The following is an 18230-nucleotide window of genomic DNA, read 5'->3' as shown; positions in this document are numbered from 1 at the left end:
TGACCGCCCTGATCCTGCCGCTGGCCGCCATGGTCGGCCTCGCCAGCCCCGCCGAAGCGGCCACCTCGGCCACGGCGACCTACACCAAGACCCAGGACTGGGGCACCGGCTTCGGCGCCAACTGGACCATCAAGAACACCGGCACGACGACCATCAGCTCCTGGACCGTCGAGTGGGACTACCCCGCCGGCACCTCGGTCACCTCCGCCTGGGACGCCACCGTCACCAGCTCCGGCACCCACTGGACCGCCAAGAACGTCGGCTGGAACGGCACCCTCGCCCCCGGCGCCTCCGTCTCCTTCGGCTACAACGGCGCCGGCCCCGGCGCGCCGAGCGGCTGTAAGATCAACGGCGCCGCCTGCGACGGCACCACCCAGCCCGGCGACAACCCGCCCTCGGCCCCCGGTGCCCCCTCCTCCTCCGACATCACCGACACCTCGGTGAAGCTCAGCTGGTCCGCGGCCACGGACGACAAGGGCGTCAAGAACTACGACGTCCTGCGCGACGGCACCAAGATCGCCACGGTCACCGGCCTCACCCACACCGACCAGGGCCTCACCGCCGGCACCGACTACAGCTACACGGTCGTCGCCCGCGACACCGCCGACCAGACCGGCCCCGCCGCCGGCCCGGTCGCCGTCCGCACCACCGGCGGCGGCGGGGGCCAGCCCCTGCCGAACGCCGTGAAGATGGGCTACTTCACCAACTGGGGCGTCTACGGCCGCAACTACCACGTGAAGAACATCGTGACCTCGGGCTCCGCGTCCAAGATCACGCACATCAACTACGCCTTCGGCAACGTCCAGGGCGGCAAGTGCACCATCGGCGACGCCTACGCCGACTACGACAAGGCGTACACCGCCGACCAGTCCGTCGACGGCGTCGCCGACACCTGGGACCAGCCGCTGCGCGGCAACTTCAACCAGCTCCGCAAGCTGAAGAAGGCGTACCCGAACATCAAGATCCTCTGGTCCTTCGGCGGCTGGACCTGGTCCGGCGGCTTCGGCCAGGCCGTGCAGAACCCGACCGCCTTCGCGCAGTCCTGCTACGACCTGATCGAGGACCCGCGCTGGGCCGACGTCTTCGACGGCATCGACCTGGACTGGGAGTACCCCAACGCCTGCGGCCTCAGCTGCGACACCAGCGGCCCCGCGGCCTTCAAGAACATGATGCAGGCGATGCGCGCCAAGTTCGGCGCCAACTACCTCGTCACCGCGGCCGTCACGGCCGACGGCTCCGCCGGCGGCAAGATCGACGCCACCGACTACGCGGGCGCCGCGCAGTACATGAACTGGTTCAACGTCATGACGTACGACTTCTTCGGCGCCTGGGCGGCGCAGGGCCCGACGGCCCCGCACTCCCCGCTCACCTCGTACGCCGGCATCCCGCAGGCGGGCTTCAACTCCGCCGACGCGATCGCCAAGTTCAAGGCGCAGGGCGTCCCGGCCAAGAAGCTGCTGCTCGGCATCGGCTTCTACGGGCGCGGCTGGACCGGCGTCACCCAGGCGACCCCGGGCGGCACGGCGACCGGCCCCGCGCCGGGCACGTACGAGCAGGGCATCGAGGACTACAAGGTCCTGAAGAACTCCTGCCCGTCCACCGGCACGATCGCCGGCACGGCGTACGCCAAGTGCGGCAGCAACTGGTGGAGCTACGACACCCCGTCCACGGTCACGTCCAAGATGGGCTGGGCGAAGAACCAGGGCCTCGGCGGCGCGTTCTTCTGGGAGTTCAGCGGTGACACCGGCAACGGCGAGCTCGTCGGCGCCATCAACACCGGCCTGAACTAGCACGCACGACGAAGCGGGGGACGGTGCAGCACACCGTCCCCCGCTTCCTCACGCCTGCCGCTCTCGTCCAGCGGGCAGGGAAATGACGCCACATTCACCCTCCCCCAGACTTCGTCCGGGGGGACCCCCATCCAGCGGGCAGGGAAATCACGCCACATTCACCCTCCCCCAGACTTCGTCCGGGGGGACCCCCATCCAGCGGGCAGGGAAATCACGCCACATTCACCCGCTGGCCGGGAGGTGCTGCCTCCAGCCAGGCCATGAAGCCGGTGCGGGCGTCCTCGCTCATCGCGAGCTCCAGCCGCACCCCCTCGTACATGCAGGGCTGGATCACCGCGTCGGAGAGCAGTGCGAGCTCCTCCTCGCCCTCCGGCATCCGGCGCTCCAGCGCCACGATGGAGGAGCGCTCCAGCACCCGGCGCGGGCGGGGAGCGTAGGAGAAGACGCGGAACCAGGCGATCTCGTCACCGCTGTAGCGCGCGACGCCGTACACCCAGCCCTTGCCGGTCGGATCCGGCTCGTCGGGCACGTCCCAGCGCAGCGAACAGTCGAAGGTGCCGCCGGCACGCTGGATCAGTCTCCGGCGCAAGCCGAAGACGAAGAGCCCGATCACCACCAGTGCGACGACCAGGCCGCACAGGAGCAGAGCGAGGAACATCTTCACCGACCTCCTCGCTGCGTCCCGTAGCCGGCACGGCCGGCAGAACCGAATACAACCTGCATATGCATCGCCTCAGCCGCGGCACGGTCCGGAAAATTCCGGATCGTGCCGCGGCTGAGGGCACTACTGGTCGGTGCGTACCGTCAGCGGACCGACACCGCGCGCAGTCGGACCTCGGCGCGGCGCTCGGCGGCGCCGTCCTCGTCCGTCTTCGCCCGCTCCAGCGCGCGCTCGGCGCGCTGGGCGTCGATCTCGTCCGCCAGCTCGCAGATCTCCGCGAGCAGAGACAGCTTGTCGTCGGCGAACGAGATGAATCCGCCGTGGACGGCGGCGACGACGGTCCCGCCCTCGCTGGTACGGATGGTCACCGGGCCCGACTCCAGCACACCGAGCAGCGGCTGGTGGCCGGGCATGACGCCGATGTCGCCGGAGGTGGTACGCGCGATGACCAGGGTGGCCTCGCCGGACCAGACACTCCGGTCCGCGGCGACCAGCTCGACGTGCAGCTCAGCAGCCAAGGGTGGCTCCTCGGGTCACCACCCGGCGGTAGTGCCGGGTGTTGGGGTCAATTCTAAGGGGCGTGGTGAGGGGGGCGGGACGGATCCCACCCCCCTCGGGCGAGCACGGGGCTCAGGAGACGCCGAGCTCCTTGGCGTTGTTCTTGAGGTCCTCAAGACCACCGCACATGAAGAACGCCTGCTCGGGGAAGTGGTCGTACTCACCGTCGCAGATCGCGTTGAACGCGGCGATCGACTCGTCGAGCGGAACGTCCGAACCGTCCACACCGGTGAACTGCTTCGCCGCGTGGGTGTTCTGGGACAGGAAGCGCTCGACACGGCGGGCGCGGTGGACAACGAGCTTGTCCTCCTCGCTCAGCTCGTCGATACCGAGGATCGCGATGATGTCCTGGAGGTCCTTGTACTTCTGCAGGATTCCCTTGACGCGCGTGGCGGCGTCGTAGTGGTCCTGCGCGATGTAGCGCGGGTCCAGGATGCGGGACGTGGAGTCCAGCGGGTCCACGGCCGGGTAGATGCCCTTCTCGGAGATCGGACGGGAGAGAACCGTCGTCGCGTCGAGGTGGGCGAAGGTGGTGGCCGGGGCCGGGTCGGTCAGGTCGTCCGCGGGGACGTAGATCGCCTGCATCGAGGTGATCGAGTGACCACGGGTCGACGTGATGCGCTCCTGGAGGAGACCCATCTCGTCGGCCAGGTTCGGCTGGTAACCCACCGCGGAGGGCATGCGGCCGAGCAGCGTGGAGACCTCGGAACCGGCCTGCGTGAAGCGGAAGATGTTGTCGATGAAGAACAGCACGTCCTGCTTCTGCACATCGCGGAAGTACTCCGCCATGGTCAGACCGGCGAGGGCCACGCGCAGACGGGTGCCCGGGGGCTCGTCCATCTGGCCGAAGACCAGCGCGGTCTTGTCGAGAACGCCGGCCTCCTCCATCTCGACCATGAGGTCGTTGCCCTCACGGGTGCGCTCGCCGACGCCCGCGAAGACGGAGACACCGTCGTGCAGCTTGGCCACACGGACGATCATCTCCTGGATCAGCACGGTCTTGCCGACACCGGCACCACCGAACAGACCGATCTTTCCACCCTTGACGTACGGGGTGAGGAGGTCGACGACCTTCAGGCCGGTCTCGAACATCTCGGTCTTGGACTCGAGCTGGTCGAAGGCCGGGGCCTTGCGGTGGATCGTCCAGCGCGGCGCGTCGGCCACGGTGGACTCGTCGGCGTTCAGCACCTGGCCCAGCGTGTTGAACACGCGGCCCTTGGTGGCGTCACCGACCGGGACGGTGATGCCCGTGCCCGTGTCGGTCACCGGGGCCTGGCGGACCAGACCGTCGGTGGGCTGCATGGAGATGGTGCGGACGACGCCGTCACCGAGGTGCTGGGCGACCTCGAGGGTCAGCGTCTTGGTCGCGCCCTCCTCGGCCGGGTCCGGAACCTCGACGTTCAGCGCGTTGTAGATCTCCGGCATCGCGTCGACGGGGAACTCCACGTCGACGACCGGGCCGATGACCCGGGCGACGCGGCCCGTGGCGGCGGCCGTCTCAACAGTGGTCGTCATTACTTGTCACTCCCCGCGGTCGCGTCGGCCAGGGCTGCGGTGCCACCGACGATCTCGCTGATTTCCTGGGTGATTTCGGCCTGGCGGGCCGCGTTGGCAAGTCGGGAGAGGTTGTTGATCAAGTCTCCCGCGTTGTCGGTCGCCGACTTCATCGCGCGGCGCGTGGCAGCGTGCTTGGAGGCAGCCGACTGGAGCAGCGCGTTGTAGATCCGGCTCTCGACGTACCGGGGCAGCAGGGCGTCGAGGACGTCCTCCGCCGACGGCTCGAAGTCGTACAGCGGACGGAGCGTGTCCGTGTCGCCGGCCTCCTTCGCCACCTCGTCGAGGCTGAGGGGCAGCAGCCGGGCCTCGACCGCCGTCTGCGTCATCATCGAGACGAACTCGGTGTAGACGATGTGGAGTTCGTCCACGCCGCCCTCGGCCGTGTCCTTCTCGATCGCCTCGATCAGCGGAGCCGCGATCGTCTTGGCGTCGCCGTACGACGGCTGGTCCGTGAACCCGGTCCACGTGCCGGCCAGCTTCCGCTCACGGAAGTTGTAGTGCGCGATACCACGACGGCCGACGACGTAGATCGAGACCTCGCGGCCTTCGCTCTCCAGCTTCGCCGTCAGCCTCTCCGCCGCCTTGATGGCGTTGGAGTTGAAGGCACCGGCCAGACCGCGGTCGCTCGAGAGGAGCAGGACCGCGGCGCGAACCGGGTTCTCCGCCTCGGTGGTCAGCGGGTGCTTGTCGTTCGCACCCGTGGCCACCGCCGTGACCGCGCGCGTCAGCTCGGTCGCGTACGGAGTCGACGCCTGCACCTTGCGCTGCGCCTTGACGACACGCGAGGCGGCGATCATCTCCATCGCCTTGGTGATCTTCTTCGTCGCGGTGACGGATTTGATGCGACGCTTGTAGACCCGGAGCTGCGCTCCCATGAGTCAGGTCCCTTCCGTCGTCACTTCGAGACGTTGACGGCGGCAGGAGCGTCCTCGCCCAGCAGCTTGCCGTCAGAGGTCTCGAACTGCTTCTTGAACTCCGCGATGGCGTCACCGACGGACTGCAGGGTGTCGTCCGACATCTTGCCGCCCTCACGGATGGAGGTCATGAGGCCCGAGTGGTTCTGGCGCAGGTACGCCAGGAGCTCGGCCTCGAAGCGACGGATGTCGACGACCGGGACGTCGTCCATCTTGCCGGTGGTGCCGGCCCAGACGGAGACGACCTGGTTCTCGGTGGGCATCGGCTGGTACTGAGCCTGCTTGAGCAGCTCGACCATGCGCTGGCCACGCTCCAGCTGCGCCTTCGAGGCCGCGTCCAGGTCGGAACCGAAGGCGGCGAACGCCTCCAGCTCGCGGAACTGGGCGAGGTCGACACGGAGGCGACCGGAGATCTGCTTCATCGCCTTGTGCTGGGCGGAGCCACCGACACGGGAGACCGAGATACCGACGTTCAGGGCCGGACGCTGGCCGGCGTTGAACAGGTCGGACTCCAGGAAGCACTGGCCGTCGGTGATGGAGATGACGTTGGTCGGGATGAACGCCGACACGTCGTTCGCCTTGGTCTCGACGATCGGGAGACCCGTCATCGAACCGGCACCGAGCTCGTCCGAGAGCTTCGCGCAGCGCTCGAGGAGACGCGAGTGCAGGTAGAAGACGTCACCGGGGTACGCCTCACGGCCCGGCGGGCGGCGCAGCAGCAGCGACACGGCGCGGTAGGCGTCGGCCTGCTTCGACAGGTCGTCGAAGACGATCAGGACGTGCTTGCCCTGGTACATCCAGTGCTGACCGATGGCGGAACCGGTGTACGGCGCCAGGTACTTGAAGCCGGCCGGGTCGGACGCCGGGGCGGCGACGATCGTCGTGTACTCGAGCGCACCGGCCTCTTCCAGGGCGCCGCGGACCGACGCGATGGTCGAGCCCTTCTGGCCGACGGCGACGTAGATGCAGCGGACCTGCTTGTTCACGTCGCCCGAGCGCCAGTTGTCGCGCTGGTTGATGATCGTGTCGATGCACAGCGCGGTCTTGCCGGTCTGGCGGTCGCCGATGATCAGCTGACGCTGGCCACGGCCGACCGGCGTCATGGCGTCGACGGCCTTGTAACCGGTCTCCATCGGCTCGTGCACCGACTTACGGGCCATAACGCCCGGGGCCTGCAGCTCGAGGGCGCGGCGGCCCTCGGTCGCGATCTCGCCGAGACCGTCGATCGGGTTGCCGAGCGGGTCGACGACGCGACCCAGGTATCCCTCACCGACACCGACGGACAGGACCTCGCCGGTGCGCTGCACCGACTGTCCCTCCTCGATACCGCTGAACTCGCCGAGGACGATCGCACCGATCTCGCGCTCTTCGAGGTTCAGCGCGAGACCGAGGGTCCCGTCCTCGAACTTCAGCAGCTCGTTCGCCATGGCCGAGGGAAGACCCTCGACCTTCGCGATACCGTCACCGGCCAGGCTGACCGTGCCGACCTCCTCGCGCGAGGCCGCGTCCGGCTGGTACGACTGGACGAAGTTCTCCAGTGCGTCCCGGATCTCCTCCGGCCGGATCGTGAGCTCCGCCATCTGGGTTCCCTGCTCTCCTTGTTGGGCCCGAAGTTTCTTAAGGGGTCTGGGGGCCGACCCCCAGGAATCTTCTGCAATCTCTGCACGGCCCAACCGGGCCGCTGGTGATGCTGTGTTGCTGTGTGCTGCGGTGGCTGCCGTCAGCCGGCCAGTCGGCGGGTCGCCTCGTCGAGGCGCTCGGCGATGGAGCCGTTGATGACCTCGTCGCCGACCTGCACGGTGATCCCGCCGAGGACCGCCGGGTCCACGTCCAGGTTCAGGTGCATCTGGCGGCCGTACAGCTTGGCCAGGACGGCACCGAGGCGCTGCTTCTGCTGGTCGGACAGCGGCACGGCCGAGGTGACGACCGCGACCATCCGGTCCCGGCGCGCCGCGGCGAGCTTGGACAGGGACTCGAGTCCCGCTTCCAGGCTACGTCCCCGGGGCTGGGTCACCAGACGGACGACCAGACGCTCGGTGGACGCGTGGGCCTTGCCGCCGAGCAGGCTGCGGAGCAGCTCGCCCTTGGCGGTGGCCGTGGCGGCCTTGTCCGTCAGCGCGGAGCGGAGCTCGTTGCTGGAGGACACGATCCGGCCGAACCGGAACAGCTCGTCCTCGACGTCGTCGAGCGCGCCCGCCTTCTGCGCCGCGGTGAGGTCGGCGGTGTTCGCCAGTTCCTCGGCCGCGTCGACCAGGTCGCGCGAACGCGACCAGCGGGAACGCACCATGCCCGAGACCAGGTCGACGGTCGCGCCGCCCACCTGACCGCTCAGGAGTCGCTGCGCGAGCTCGGCCTTGGCCTCACCCGACTGTGCGGGGTCGGTCAGGACCCGGCGCAGCGACACCTCGCGGTCGAGCAGCACGGTGACGGAGGCCAGCTCGTCCGCGAGCTTCGTCGCGTCGACCGAGGTGTTGTCGGTCAGCGCGTCGAGGGACTCACGGGCGGCAGCCAGTGCCTCACGGCTCGCTCCGTTCATCGGACCGCCTCGGCCTTCTCCTCGAGCTCGTCGAGGAAGCGGTCGATCGTGCGGCTCTGGCGGGCGACGTCCTGGAGGGACTCGCCGACCAGCTTGCCGGCCAGGTCGGTGGCGAGCTTGCCCACGTCCTGACGCAGCGAGGCGGATGCGGCCTTGCGGTCGGCCTCGATCTGCGTGTGGCCGGCCGCGATGATCTCCTCGCGCTGGCGCTGGCCCTCCGCCTTCATCTCCTGGATGATCGCGGTGCCCTGCTCCGTCGCCTCCTGGCGAAGACGCGCGGCCTCGTGGCGGGCCTCGGCGAGCTGGGCCTTGTACTGCTCCAGCACACTCTGAGCCTCGATCTGGGCCGACTCGGCCTTCTCGATGCCACCCTCGATGGCCTCGCGGCGCTCGTCCAGAACCTTGTTGATGTTCGGGAGGAGCTTCTTGGCGAGGAAGCCGAAGACGATGACGAAGGCGATCAGGCCGATGACGAGCTCGTCGAGATGCGGGATGAGAGGAGGCTGAGGCTCCTCCGCTGCCGCAAGAAGCAGAGCGTTCACATCAGTGCCTTCCGTAAAAAGAATCGGGCAGTCGGTCCGGCTTACTGGTAGACGAAGCCCATGACGATGCCGATGAGGGCGAGCGCCTCACAGAAGGCGAAGCCCATGATCTGGTTGGTGCGGATCAGACCGGCGGCCTCGGGCTGGCGGGCGAGGGCCTGCGTACCGTTACCGAAGATGATGCCGACGCCGACGCCGGGGCCGATCGCGGCGAGGCCGTAACCGATCGAGGCGACGTTGCCGACGACGTTCTCCTTGGCGCCGGCGGCGAGGTTGACCATGTCGAGAGCAGCGGACATGCCGTTACTTCCTTCTCTTTCAATGACCCGGTGGGGGTTGGCCACCGGACGACTGATGGTTTCGGGGGTGGAGCTACGGGGCCGTGACGGCTCAGTGGTGCTCGGAGAGCGCGCCCTGGACGTAGCTGCAGGCCAGGAGGACGAAGACGTACGCCTGGACGGCCTGGATGAAGAGCTCGAAGGCGGTCATCACCAGGACCATGACGAACGAGGCGCCGGCGTAGACGAAGCCGAGGCCGTTCATGAGGTACCAGGTGGCCAGCGAGAACATCACGATCAGCAGGTGACCGGCGAACATGTTCGCGAACAGTCGCACCGCGTGCGTGAAGGGCCGGATGAGGAGGTTCGAGAAGAACTCGAGGACGACGACCATCGGGAGGATCGCACCGAGGGACTTGTCGTAGCCGACGATGTTCTTCCAGCCGCCCACGAAGCCGTGCTTCTTGAAGGTGAGCGAGATCCACATGACGTAGACGATCAGCGCGAGACCGGCCGGGAAGGCGATCAGCGAGGTGACCGGGAACTGGGCGAGCGGAATGATCGACCAGAGGTTCATGATCCAGACGAAGAAGAACAGCGACACCATGAAGGGGACGTACTTCTCGCCGTCCTTCTTGCCGATGATCTCGTAGACGATGCCGCGGCGCACGAAGTCGTAACCGGCCTCGCCGACCATCTGCATCTTGCCGGGGATCAGCTTGGGCTTGTTGAAGGCGGCCCAGAAGAACCCGACGACCACGATGGAGCCGAGGAGGGCGAGCAGCATCGGCTTGGTGATGTCGATGCCGGCCACCGTGGCGATGGGCTCGTACATGAACGTGTGCAGGCCCGGCGCCGGGAAGCCACATCCAGTGAAGATGTGGCAATCCGGGTCGAAGGCAAGCGTCTGGTCAGCACTCACCGCGGGCTCCTTCAGCGTGGCGCATAGGTACGGCAACCTCGTTGTGTCGGCGCGGCACGCAGCCGCGGGTCGGCACTGGACTGGTCTTACGGATAAGGGGGCGGCGGTTCGGCATCGAGCCTCGCGCTGGGACAGGCGTCTCGGATGCCCGCGCCCGCAGTGCCGCAGTTGGCACCGGACGATAGCAGGAAGCCGACGGCGGCTTTATCCCGGCCCTACCCTTCACGACTTCGACCCCGTGTTTCCGGGGTCGATGTACGTGATCTTGGCCTTCATGTACGCGCGGGCCTGTGCGGCGACCCACACCACGGTCGTCGCGAGCAGCGTGAAGGCGAACGCCTTGAAGTCGAACAGCGTCGTGTTCTTGAGCAAGGCGAGGAAGATGAAGAGCACCAGCAACTGGGCCGTGTAGAGCATCAGCCCCATGGCCTGGAAGAGGTGCGGAAGCGACTTCGCCGTCCGCTGGAGCACCAGCTGCCCGATGCCCATGAAGAGGATGACCACCAGGGTGCCGACCACGGCACCGAGCGCACCCTTGCCACCGGCGACCAGACCGCTGATGAGCGTGGCGACTGCGCCGACGACAGCGGTGGGGACGGCGGTGTGCAGCAGGATGCGTGCGTCGTTGGACGGCATGGCGGTGTCTCCGCTTGTGGCAGGGGGCGATGGTGTCGTCATGGACGAGCGTAGGCCCGGTCCGAGGTGGGTCTCGGGGCCAACAGACCGTCGCACTACGGTCTTTCGGCACTGTCGCCGGGTCTCGTGAACGGTATCACAAACTATTTGAATAGGTCTTTACCCATAAGGTGTGCCAACCGTCACACATGAGTGGGACAACGCGCGTGTGTGCGCGACACGAAGGCAACCTGTCTGGTATTGGCCGCGAATGCGGCTTTCGTCAACTCGGCGTTCCGGCCTTCCGCCGGTCGGGGAAGCGCGCGCGGTTGCCGATGGCCGTGGCGCCGTTGATGCCCGCGGGCACCGGAACGCGCTCCTCCTCGGCCGCCGGGGCCTCCACGAGGGCCTCCGGCACGGAAATCCGCTTGCGCCGGCGGTAGCGGGGAGGCACGACGGACTCGGCCCAGCGGGGCGCCCGCGGAGTGAACCGCGGCAGCAGGAGCAGCACCAGTCCGATGGCGCTCAGCGCGACGACACCGAGCACGATCCACATCGACGTCGAGTGCACCGAGTACGCCAGCGTCCCGAAGGCGATCAGCGCCGACCAGAAGTACATGATCAGCACCGCGCGGCTGTGCGAGTGGCCGATCTCCAGGAGCCGGTGGTGCAGGTGGCCGCGGTCGGCCGCGAACGGCGACTGGCCCTTCCACGTCCGGCGGACGATCGCCAGCACCAGGTCCGCCATCGGGATCGCGATGATCGTCAGCGGCAGCACGAGCGGGATGAAGACGGGCAGTGCGGCGTGCGTGGCCTGCCGGGTCGAGCCCTCGAAGATCTTCAGCGCGTCCGGGTCGACCTGGCCCGTGATCGAGATGGCCGAGGCCGCCAGGATCAGGCCGATCAGCATCGAGCCGGAGTCGCCCATGAAGATCCGGGCCGGGTGCATGTTGTGCGGCAGGAAGCCCAGGCACATGCCCATGAGGATCGCGGTGAAGAGCGTCGCGGGGGCGGCCGCCTCGATCGTGTAGCCGTACCAGAGGCGGTAGGCGTACAGGAAGAAGGCCGCGGCGGCGATGCACACCATGCCGGCGGCGAGGCCGTCGAGGCCGTCGACGAAGTTCACGGCGTTGATGGTGAGGACGACCAGGGCGACCGTGAGGAGCGTGCCCTGCCACGGGGTCAGGGAGACCACGCCGACGCCGGGGATCGGCAGCCACAGGATCGTCAGACCCTGGACGACCATCACGCCCGCGGAGATCATCTGCGCGCCGAGCTTGATCAGCGCGTCCAGCTCGAACTTGTCGTCGAGGACGCCGATCAGCCAGATCAGGGCCGCACCGGAGAGCAGCGCGCGCGGTTCGTTCGACAGCTCGAAGACGCTGCTCAGGTTCTGCAGGTGGTCGGCGACCAGGAGTCCCGCGCACAGCCCGAAGAACATGGCGATGCCACCGAGCCGCGGAGTCGGTTCTCGGTGTACGTCGCGGGCGCGGATCTCCGGCATCGCCCCGGTCGCGATGGCGAACTTCCGCACCGGACCGGTGAGCAGATAGGTCACCGCGGCCGTGACACAGAGCGTCAGCAGGTAATCACGCACGGGCTGCCCCACAGGAATAGCTGGCCATCTCAGCCCCACACCCTAGCCGTGCCGTCCATGTGCTTGGAGACATCCCCCGCCCCCGGAACGGTTGCGCCCGGTTTCCCTCAGCGTCCGTACGGGGGAAATCTCCCGGTCAGGGCCCGTACCTCCGCCCGTACCCGCGCCGTCTCCGAGGCGTCGTCGCGCAGCGCCGAGGTGAACAGTCCGGCGATCCGCGCCATCTCCGGGGCGCCCATCCCCTGCGTGGTGACGGCGGCGGTGCCCAGCCGGATGCCGCGGCTCTCCCCGTGCGGCAGGGCACAGGTGTCCAGCACCATGCCGGCGGCGGCGAGCCGGGCGCGGGCCGTGCGTCCGTCGACGCCGAGCGGCGACGGGTCCGCGGTGATGAGGTGGGTGTCCGTGCCGCCGGTGGTCACGGCGAAACCCTCGGCCGCCAGCGCGGCCGCGAGCACCTTCGCGTGTTCCACCACCTGATGGGCGTACGCCGTGAACGCCGGGGTGGACGCCTCGCCGAAGGCCACCGCCTTCGCCGCGATCGTGTGCATCTGGGCGCCGCCCTGGGTGAACGGGAACACCGCCCGGTCGATCCGCCCCGCCAGCTCCTCGCCGCACAGGACCATCCCGCCGCGCGGCCCGCGCAACACCTTGTGGGTGGTCGCGCACACCACGTCGGCGTAGGGCACGGGGTTGGGCGCCGCTCCCCCGGCGACCAGGCCGATCGGGTGCGCCGCGTCGGCGATCAGATAGGCGCCGACCTCGTCCGCGATCTCGCGGAAGACCGCGTAGTCGAGGTGGCGGGGGTACGAGATCGAGCCGCAGACGATCGCCTTGGGGCGGTGGTGGCGGGCGAGTGCGGCGACCTGCTCGTAGTCGACGAGTCCGGTCTCCGCGTCCACGCCGTACGGCACGAAGTCGAACCAGCGTCCCGAGAAGTTGGCGGGCGAGCCGTGGGTCAGGTGCCCACCGTGGTCGAGCCCCATGGCCAGGACCGTGTCACCGGGCCTCAGAAGGGCCGCGTACGCCGCCAGGACGGCCGAGGAGCCCGAGTGCGCCTGGACGTTCGCGTGATCGGCTCCGAAGAGCGCGGTGGCCCGTTCCACGGCGATCCGCTCGGCCGCGTCGGCGTACTCGCAGCCGCCGTGGTGGCGGGCGCCCGGATAGCCCTCCGCGTACTTGTTGGCGAGCGCCGAACCCAGCGCCGTCAGCACCGCGGACGACGTGAAGTTCTCCGCCGCGATCAGCTGCAGACTGTCCGCCTGCCTCCGCACCTCCCCCGCCAGCACGTCGGCGATCTCCGGGTCCTGCCGGCGCAGGACGTCGAGATCCTCATCAGGGGGCGCGGTGACCGGCATGCCACCAATGTAGGCGCGCCCCCGCCACCCCGCCCGTCAGCGACGGGCGGAGACGCCCGTGAGGGCGGTGACGACCGGGTCGAGGGCCTGGTTGATCTCGTCGCCGATGGAGCGGAAGAAGGTGATGGGGGCGCCGTAGGGGTCGCTGACCTCGTCGGCGTCGAGCGAGGGGGCGAGAAGCCACCCGCGTAGAGCGGCGGCGGCACGGACCAGGGAGCGGGCGCGCTCGACCATGCCCTCGTCGCGGGGGTCGGGAAGGGTCGCCGGGTCGATCGCGCGGACCAGGCGGGTGAACTCCTTCAGCGTGAAGGTGCGCAGACCGGCGGAGTGGCCCATGGAGATGACCTGGGCCCGGTGGTCGCGGGTCGCCGTGAGGACCAGGTCGGCGCGGATGACGTGCTCGTCGAGAAGCTCGCGGCCCACGAAGCCGCTGTAGTCGGCGCCGAAGTCGGCGAGGACCAGTTCGGCGTTGGTCTCCATGGGGGCGCCCTCGTGACCCCAGGTGCCGGCGCTCTCCACGATGAGGCCGCCGCCGAGCGGGTCGCCAAGGCGGTCGCACAGGGCATGGCGGGTCAGCCGCTCGGTGATGGGCGAGCGGCAGACGTTGCCGGTGCTGACGTGGAGGATGCGGAAGGTGCTGCTGTCGTCGAACCCCGCTATGCCACGCCCCTCAGGGGCGGTCAACTGGCCACCTCGAGGTCGGGTACGACCTTCCGGAGCTCCTCCGGGGACAGCGCGCCCTCGCGCAGCAGCACCGGCACCTTGCCCGTGACGTCGACGATGGACGAGGGGACGATGCCGGGCGTCGGGCCGCCGTCGAGGTACACGGAGACGGAGTCGCCGAGCATCTGCTGGGCCGCGTCGCAGTCCTCCGGCGACGGGTGGCCGGTGAGGTTGGCCGAGGAGACGGCCATCGGGCCGACCTCGGTGAGCAGCTCGATCGCGACCGGGTGCAGCGGCATCCGGATGGCGACGGTGCCGCGGGTGTCGCCGAGGTCCCACTGGAGGGAGGGCTGGTGCCGGGCGACCAGGGTGAGCGCGCCGGGCCAGAAGGCGTCGACGAGCTCCCACGCCTGCTCGGAGAAGTCGGTGACCAGGCCGTGGAGGGTGTTCGGGGAGCCGATGAGCACGGGCGTCGGCATGTTGCGGCCCCGGCCCTTGGCGGCCAGCAGGTCCGCCACGGCCTCGCTGCCGAAGGCGTCCGCCCCGATGCCGTACACGGTGTCGGTGGGCAGCACGACCAGCTCGCCCCGGCGGACGGCGGAAGCGGCTTCGCGCAGACCGGTCGCGCGATCGGTCGCCTCGTTGCAGTCGTATCGCCGTGCCATCAGTTCCCGGCCTCCTCGTACGCGTGGTGCTTGGTCATGGCATTGCCTTGCGAGCGGTCGCGAAACGCGGCCGGTTGTTGAGGTCGGGGTGGTCGGCGGCGTCGGCCCAGCCGGCCTCTTCGTTGAAGATCCACGGCACCTGGCCGCCCTGGGTGTCCGCGTGCTCGATGACGACGAGCCCGCCGGGGCGGAGCAGGCGGTGGGCGGTGCGCTCGATGCCGCGGATGGTGTCGAGGCCGTCCTCGCCGGAGAAGAGGGCCATCTCCGGGTCGTGGTCACGGGCCTCGGGCGCCACGTACTCCCACTCGGTGAGCGGGATGTACGGCGGGTTGGAGATGACCAGGTCGACCTGGCCGTCCAGCTCGGGGAGGGCGCTGAGCGCGTCGCCCTGGTGGACGGTGACGCGGGAGTCCTCGGCGTTCCTGCGGGTCCACACGAGGGCGTCGTCGGAGAGCTCGACGGCGTGCACGCGGGAGCGCGGGACCTCCTGGGCCATGGCGAGGGCGATGGCGCCGGAGCCGGTGCAGAGGTCGACGATGAGGGGCTCGACGACGTCCATGGCGCGCACGGCGTCTATGGCCCAGCCGACGACCGACTCGGTCTCGGGGCGGGGCACGAAGACGCCGGGCCCCACCTGGAGCTCCAGGTAGCGGAAGAACGCCCGGCCGGTGATGTGCTGGAGCGGTTCGCGCGCCTCGCGGCGGGCGATCGTCTCCCAGTAGCGGGCGTCGAAGTCCGCGTCCTTGACGTTGTGCAGCTCCCCCCGCTTGACGCCGTGCACGAACGCGGCGAGCTCCTCGGCGTCGAAACGCGGTGAGGGAACGCCGGCGTCGGCCAGCCGCTGGGTGGCCTGGGCCACCTCGGCAAGCAGCAGGTTCACGCTGGTCCTCCGTGGTGCGGGGTGGGGCTTACGGAACTCAGGCCGCGGCGAGCTTGGCGGCCGAGTCGGCGTCGACGCACGCCTGGATCATGGGGTCGAGGTCGCCGTCGAGGACCTGGTCGAGGTTGTACGCCTTGAAGCCGACGCGGTGGTCGGAGATCCGGTTCTCCGGGAAGTTGTACGTCCGGATCTTCTCGGAGCGGTCGACCGTGCGGACCTGGCTGCGGCGGGCGTCCGCGGCCTTCGACTCGGCCTCCTCCTGCGCGGCGGCGAGCAGCCGGGAACGCAGGATGCGCATGGCCTGCTCCTTGTTCTGGAGCTGGCTCTTCTCGTTCTGGCAGGAGGCGACGATGCCGGTCGGCAGGTGGGTGATGCGGACCGCGGAGTCGGTGGTGTTGACCGACTGGCCGCCGGGGCCGGAGGAGCGGTAGACGTCGATGCGCAGGTCGTTGGCGTGGACCTCGACCTCGACCTCCTCGGCCTCGGGCGTGACGAGCACGCCGGCGGCGGAGGTGTGGATGCGGCCGGCGGACTCGGTCGCGGGCACGCGCTGCACACGGTGCACGCCGCCCTCGTACTTGAGCCGCGCCCAGACGCCCTGGCCGGGCTCGGTGGCCCCGTTGCCGCCCTTGGTCTTCACCGCGACCTGGACGTCCTTGTAGCCGCCGAGCTCGGACTCGGTGGCGTCGATGATCTCGGTCTTCCAGCCGACGCGCTCGGCGTACCGGAGGTACATGCGGAGCAGGTCGCCGGCGAAGAGCGCGGACTCGTCGCCACCGGCGCCGGCCTTGATCTCCAGGATGACGTCCTTGTCGTCGCTCGGGTCGCGCGGGACGAGGAGCAGACGGAGCTTCTCGGTGAGCTCCTCGCGGTCCTTCTCCAGCTGCTTGACCTCGGCGGCGAAGTCCGGGTCGTCGTGCGCGAACTCGCGGGCGGTCTCGATGTCGTCACCGGTCTGCTTCCACGACCGGTAGGTGGCGACGATCGGGGTCAGCTCGGCGTAGCGCTTGTTCAGCTTGCGCGCGTTCGCCTGGTCGGCGTGGACCGAGGGGTCCGCGAGCTTCGTCTCCAGGTCGGCGTGTTCGCCGACCAGTTCCTCGACCGCCTCGAACATCGGGGGCTCCTGGTTTTCGTCAGTTCTAAGGGACGGCAAAGCGCCGGTCCCGGCCGCCCGCGCGGGGCGACCGTGGACCGGCGCAGGGGCTCGCTACTTGGCGGAGCCGGCGGCCTTGCCGAAGCGGGCCTCGAAGCGGGCGACGCGGCCGCCGGTGTCGAGGATCTTCTGCTTGCCCGTGTAGAACGGGTGGCACTCGGAGCAGACCTCGGCACGGATGGTGCCCTCGGTCAGGGTGCTACGGGTGGTGAACGACGCGCCACAGGTGCAGCTGACCTGGGTCTCGACGTACTGGGGGTGGATCTCGCGCTTCAAGGTGTCTCCTAGTTTCGGGAGGGCTCCGGGTCGCATCCGCGGGTTGCGGCAAGCGTGAACCGGGGCCGACGTACCAGTCTGCCAGGACCGGCCGCATCTCCCAAAACGGGGGTCGGGCCGCGGGTATTCCCGGGCTACTTCACGACGCCGTCGGCCTGGCCGGTGGCGGCGTCCTTCGTCGCCGACGCGGGAATCGGCAGGTCGCCCTTGAGCGCCTTCCAGACCTGGCGGGACTCGGCCTCCAGCGGGACCACGCGGTTGGGGTCGCGGGGGTCGTACTCGACCGGCAGGGTGATCATGTGGACGTTCTGGGCGCCGATGCCGGAGAGGCCCTTGGCGAAGCCCATCAGCTCCTGGACCGAGTCGAGCTCGGAGTCCGGCGTGACGGCCTTGGTGGCGGCGTCGGCGAGGTCGAGGAGCTTCTTCGGGTTGGTGAGGACGCCGACGTCCTTGACCTGGTCGATGAATGCCTTCATGAACGCCTGCTGGAGCTGGATGCGGCCGAGGTCGCTGCCGTCGCCGACGCTCTTGCGGGTCCGGACGAGGCCGAGGGACTGCTCGCCGTCGAGGGTGTGGGTGCCGGGGGCGAGGTCGAGGTGGCTCTTGGTGTCCTTGATGGCCTGCGTGGTGGTGATCTCGACGCCGCCGAGGGTGTCGATGAGCTTCTTGAAGCCGGAGAAGTCGACCTCGATGTAGTGGTCCATGCGGATGCCGGACATCGACTCGACGGTCTTCACGGCGCAGGCGGGGCCCCCGACCTCGTACGCGGTGTTGAACATGGCCCGTCGTTCGCCGGCGACGGTGCCGCCCTCGCCGTCGGTGCAGCCGGGCCGGGTGACGAGGGTGTCGCGCGGTATGGAGACCACGCTGGCCTTCTTGTGGCCCTCGTAGACGTGGACGACCATCGCGGTGTCGGAGCGGGCGCCGCCCTCGTCCCTGCCGTAGGCGGAGTTGTCGCCGGAGCGGGAGTCGGAGCCGAGGACGAGGATGTCCATGGAGCCGTCGTCGACGTCCACCGGGCGCTCGGCGCCGAGCTGGGCGTTGATGTCGACGCCCTTGATGTTGCCGTCGAGCTTCACGTACACGTAGCCGAGGCCGGCGCCGCCCAGCACGAGGACGGCGACGGCCCCGGATATGAGGATCGGCGCCTTGCGGCGCTTGGCGGACGGCTTGCGGCGCCGGCCGCTGCCGGCACCACGTGCGCGGCCGCTGTCGTTCTGCTCGGTCATCGTCATCCCTCGGGCCCTCGGTTCACCTTCTGTGACGGC

The 18230-nt window shown here is 69.2% G+C and carries 19 protein-coding genes; 1 reads left to right on the top strand and 18 read right to left on the bottom strand.

Annotation, left to right across the window (positions count from 1 at the left end; genetic code table 11):
* Window positions 1–29 precede the first annotated feature (29 nt).
* Window positions 30–1790: a glycoside hydrolase family 18 chitinase gene (locus AB0424_RS21345; RefSeq protein WP_366307745.1), complete on the top strand. Its 1761-nt coding sequence runs from the start codon at window positions 30–32 to the stop codon at window positions 1788–1790.
* A 211-nt stretch (window positions 1791–2001) separates the two neighbouring features.
* Here AB0424_RS21345 and AB0424_RS21340 read toward each other — a convergent pair whose 3' ends face one another.
* The 18 genes from AB0424_RS21340 to AB0424_RS21255 all read right to left on the bottom strand — a co-directional run bounded on the left by AB0424_RS21340 (window position 2002) and on the right by AB0424_RS21255 (window position 18191).
* Complete coding sequence (locus AB0424_RS21340; RefSeq protein WP_366307670.1) at window positions 2002–2448, bottom strand: DUF2550 domain-containing protein; 447 nt, start codon at window positions 2446–2448, stop codon at window positions 2002–2004.
* Window positions 2449–2594: 146 nt separating this feature from the next.
* The gene (locus AB0424_RS21335) at window positions 2595–2969 is read right to left on the bottom strand and encodes a F0F1 ATP synthase subunit epsilon (protein ID WP_366307668.1); all 375 of its coding nucleotides are present in this window, start codon (window positions 2967–2969) and stop codon (window positions 2595–2597) included.
* Window positions 2970–3081: 112 nt separating this feature from the next.
* Entirely contained in the window at window positions 3082–4524 is a 1443-nt protein-coding gene (atpD, locus tag AB0424_RS21330) for a F0F1 ATP synthase subunit beta (protein WP_017236133.1), read from the bottom strand.
* A complete protein-coding gene (locus AB0424_RS21325) occupies window positions 4524–5441 on the bottom strand; it encodes a F0F1 ATP synthase subunit gamma (protein ID WP_366307665.1) in 918 nt (305 codons plus the stop codon). Before AB0424_RS21325 ends, atpD begins: the two co-directional genes overlap by 1 nt.
* A gap of 20 nt (window positions 5442–5461) precedes the next feature.
* Window positions 5462–7060 (bottom strand): F0F1 ATP synthase subunit alpha, encoded by a 1599-nt coding sequence (gene atpA, locus AB0424_RS21320; RefSeq protein WP_017236135.1) that lies wholly within the window; start codon window positions 7058–7060, stop codon window positions 5462–5464.
* 140 nt (window positions 7061–7200) lie between these two features.
* Window positions 7201–8016, bottom strand: a complete 816-nt coding sequence (locus tag AB0424_RS21315) for a F0F1 ATP synthase subunit delta (protein ID WP_366307663.1) — start codon at window positions 8014–8016, stop codon at window positions 7201–7203.
* Window positions 8013–8558 (bottom strand): F0F1 ATP synthase subunit B, encoded by a 546-nt coding sequence (locus AB0424_RS21310; protein WP_366307661.1) that lies wholly within the window; start codon window positions 8556–8558, stop codon window positions 8013–8015. Before AB0424_RS21310 ends, AB0424_RS21315 begins: the two co-directional genes overlap by 4 nt.
* 41 nt (window positions 8559–8599) lie before the next feature.
* On the bottom strand, window positions 8600–8857 hold the full coding sequence (gene atpE / locus AB0424_RS21305) for an ATP synthase F0 subunit C (RefSeq protein WP_093874070.1): 258 nt from the start codon (window positions 8855–8857) through the stop codon (window positions 8600–8602).
* 91 nt (window positions 8858–8948) lie between these two features.
* The gene (atpB, locus tag AB0424_RS21300) at window positions 8949–9758 is read right to left on the bottom strand and encodes a F0F1 ATP synthase subunit A (protein ID WP_366307659.1); all 810 of its coding nucleotides are present in this window, start codon (window positions 9756–9758) and stop codon (window positions 8949–8951) included.
* Window positions 9759–9980: 222 nt separating this feature from the next.
* Entirely contained in the window at window positions 9981–10394 is a 414-nt protein-coding gene (locus AB0424_RS21295; protein WP_366307657.1) for a hypothetical protein, read from the bottom strand.
* 262 nt (window positions 10395–10656) lie between these two features.
* Window positions 10657–11970, bottom strand: a complete 1314-nt coding sequence (locus AB0424_RS21290) for an MraY family glycosyltransferase (protein ID WP_366307655.1) — start codon at window positions 11968–11970, stop codon at window positions 10657–10659.
* A gap of 107 nt (window positions 11971–12077) precedes the next feature.
* Window positions 12078–13325, bottom strand: a complete 1248-nt coding sequence (glyA, locus tag AB0424_RS21285; RefSeq protein ID WP_366307653.1) for a serine hydroxymethyltransferase — start codon at window positions 13323–13325, stop codon at window positions 12078–12080.
* Window positions 13326–13361: 36 nt separating this feature from the next.
* Entirely contained in the window at window positions 13362–14009 is a 648-nt protein-coding gene (locus AB0424_RS21280) for a protein-tyrosine-phosphatase (RefSeq protein ID WP_366307651.1), read from the bottom strand.
* Complete coding sequence (locus AB0424_RS21275; RefSeq protein ID WP_366307649.1) at window positions 14006–14653, bottom strand: L-threonylcarbamoyladenylate synthase; 648 nt, start codon at window positions 14651–14653, stop codon at window positions 14006–14008. Before AB0424_RS21275 ends, AB0424_RS21280 begins: the two co-directional genes overlap by 4 nt.
* Before the next feature lie 34 nt (window positions 14654–14687).
* A complete protein-coding gene (gene prmC, locus AB0424_RS21270; protein ID WP_366307647.1) occupies window positions 14688–15533 on the bottom strand; it encodes a peptide chain release factor N(5)-glutamine methyltransferase in 846 nt (281 codons plus the stop codon).
* 37 nt (window positions 15534–15570) lie between these two features.
* Window positions 15571–16647 carry a peptide chain release factor 1 gene (gene prfA, locus AB0424_RS21265; RefSeq protein ID WP_366307645.1) on the bottom strand — a complete coding sequence of 359 codons (1077 nt, stop codon included), beginning with the start codon at window positions 16645–16647 and terminating at the stop codon, window positions 15571–15573.
* Window positions 16648–16740: 93 nt separating this feature from the next.
* The gene (gene rpmE, locus AB0424_RS21260) at window positions 16741–16962 is read right to left on the bottom strand and encodes a 50S ribosomal protein L31 (RefSeq protein WP_366307643.1); all 222 of its coding nucleotides are present in this window, start codon (window positions 16960–16962) and stop codon (window positions 16741–16743) included.
* A 134-nt stretch (window positions 16963–17096) separates the two neighbouring features.
* The gene (locus AB0424_RS21255; protein ID WP_366307641.1) at window positions 17097–18191 is read right to left on the bottom strand and encodes an LCP family protein; all 1095 of its coding nucleotides are present in this window, start codon (window positions 18189–18191) and stop codon (window positions 17097–17099) included.
* Between the last annotated feature and the right edge of the window lie 39 nt (window positions 18192–18230).

Origin of the sequence: Streptomyces sp. NPDC051180 (assembly GCF_040689545.1) — a bacterium.
Taxonomy (GTDB): domain Bacteria; phylum Actinomycetota; class Actinomycetes; order Streptomycetales; family Streptomycetaceae; genus Streptomyces.
Note: the sequence above shows the minus strand (reverse complement) of the source record. Positions and strands in the feature narration are given on the sequence as shown.

What these genes read in the sequence shown, in the direction of transcription:
- AB0424_RS21325 (WP_366307665.1), bottom strand. Translation starts at nt 5,441, where the DNA reads ATGGGAGCGCAGCTCCGGGTCTACAAGCGTCGCATCAAATCCGTCACC.
- atpE (WP_093874070.1), bottom strand. Translation starts at nt 8,857, where the DNA reads ATGTCCGCTGCTCTCGACATGGTCAACCTCGCCGCCGGCGCCAAGGAG.
- atpA (WP_017236135.1), bottom strand. Translation starts at nt 7,060, where the DNA reads ATGGCGGAGCTCACGATCCGGCCGGAGGAGATCCGGGACGCACTGGAG.
- AB0424_RS21345 (WP_366307745.1), top strand. Translation starts at nt 30, where the DNA reads ATGGTCGGCCTCGCCAGCCCCGCCGAAGCGGCCACCTCGGCCACGGCG.
- glyA (WP_366307653.1), bottom strand. Translation starts at nt 13,325, where the DNA reads ATGCCGGTCACCGCGCCCCCTGATGAGGATCTCGACGTCCTGCGCCGG.
- AB0424_RS21295 (WP_366307657.1), bottom strand. Translation starts at nt 10,394, where the DNA reads ATGCCGTCCAACGACGCACGCATCCTGCTGCACACCGCCGTCCCCACC.
- AB0424_RS21255 (WP_366307641.1), bottom strand. Translation starts at nt 18,191, where the DNA reads ATGACCGAGCAGAACGACAGCGGCCGCGCACGTGGTGCCGGCAGCGGC.
- prfA (WP_366307645.1), bottom strand. Translation starts at nt 16,647, where the DNA reads ATGTTCGAGGCGGTCGAGGAACTGGTCGGCGAACACGCCGACCTGGAG.
- AB0424_RS21315 (WP_366307663.1), bottom strand. Translation starts at nt 8,016, where the DNA reads ATGAACGGAGCGAGCCGTGAGGCACTGGCTGCCGCCCGTGAGTCCCTC.
- AB0424_RS21275 (WP_366307649.1), bottom strand. Translation starts at nt 14,653, where the DNA reads ATGGCACGGCGATACGACTGCAACGAGGCGACCGATCGCGCGACCGGT.
- atpD (WP_017236133.1), bottom strand. Translation starts at nt 4,524, where the DNA reads ATGACGACCACTGTTGAGACGGCCGCCGCCACGGGCCGCGTCGCCCGG.
- AB0424_RS21340 (WP_366307670.1), bottom strand. Translation starts at nt 2,448, where the DNA reads ATGTTCCTCGCTCTGCTCCTGTGCGGCCTGGTCGTCGCACTGGTGGTG.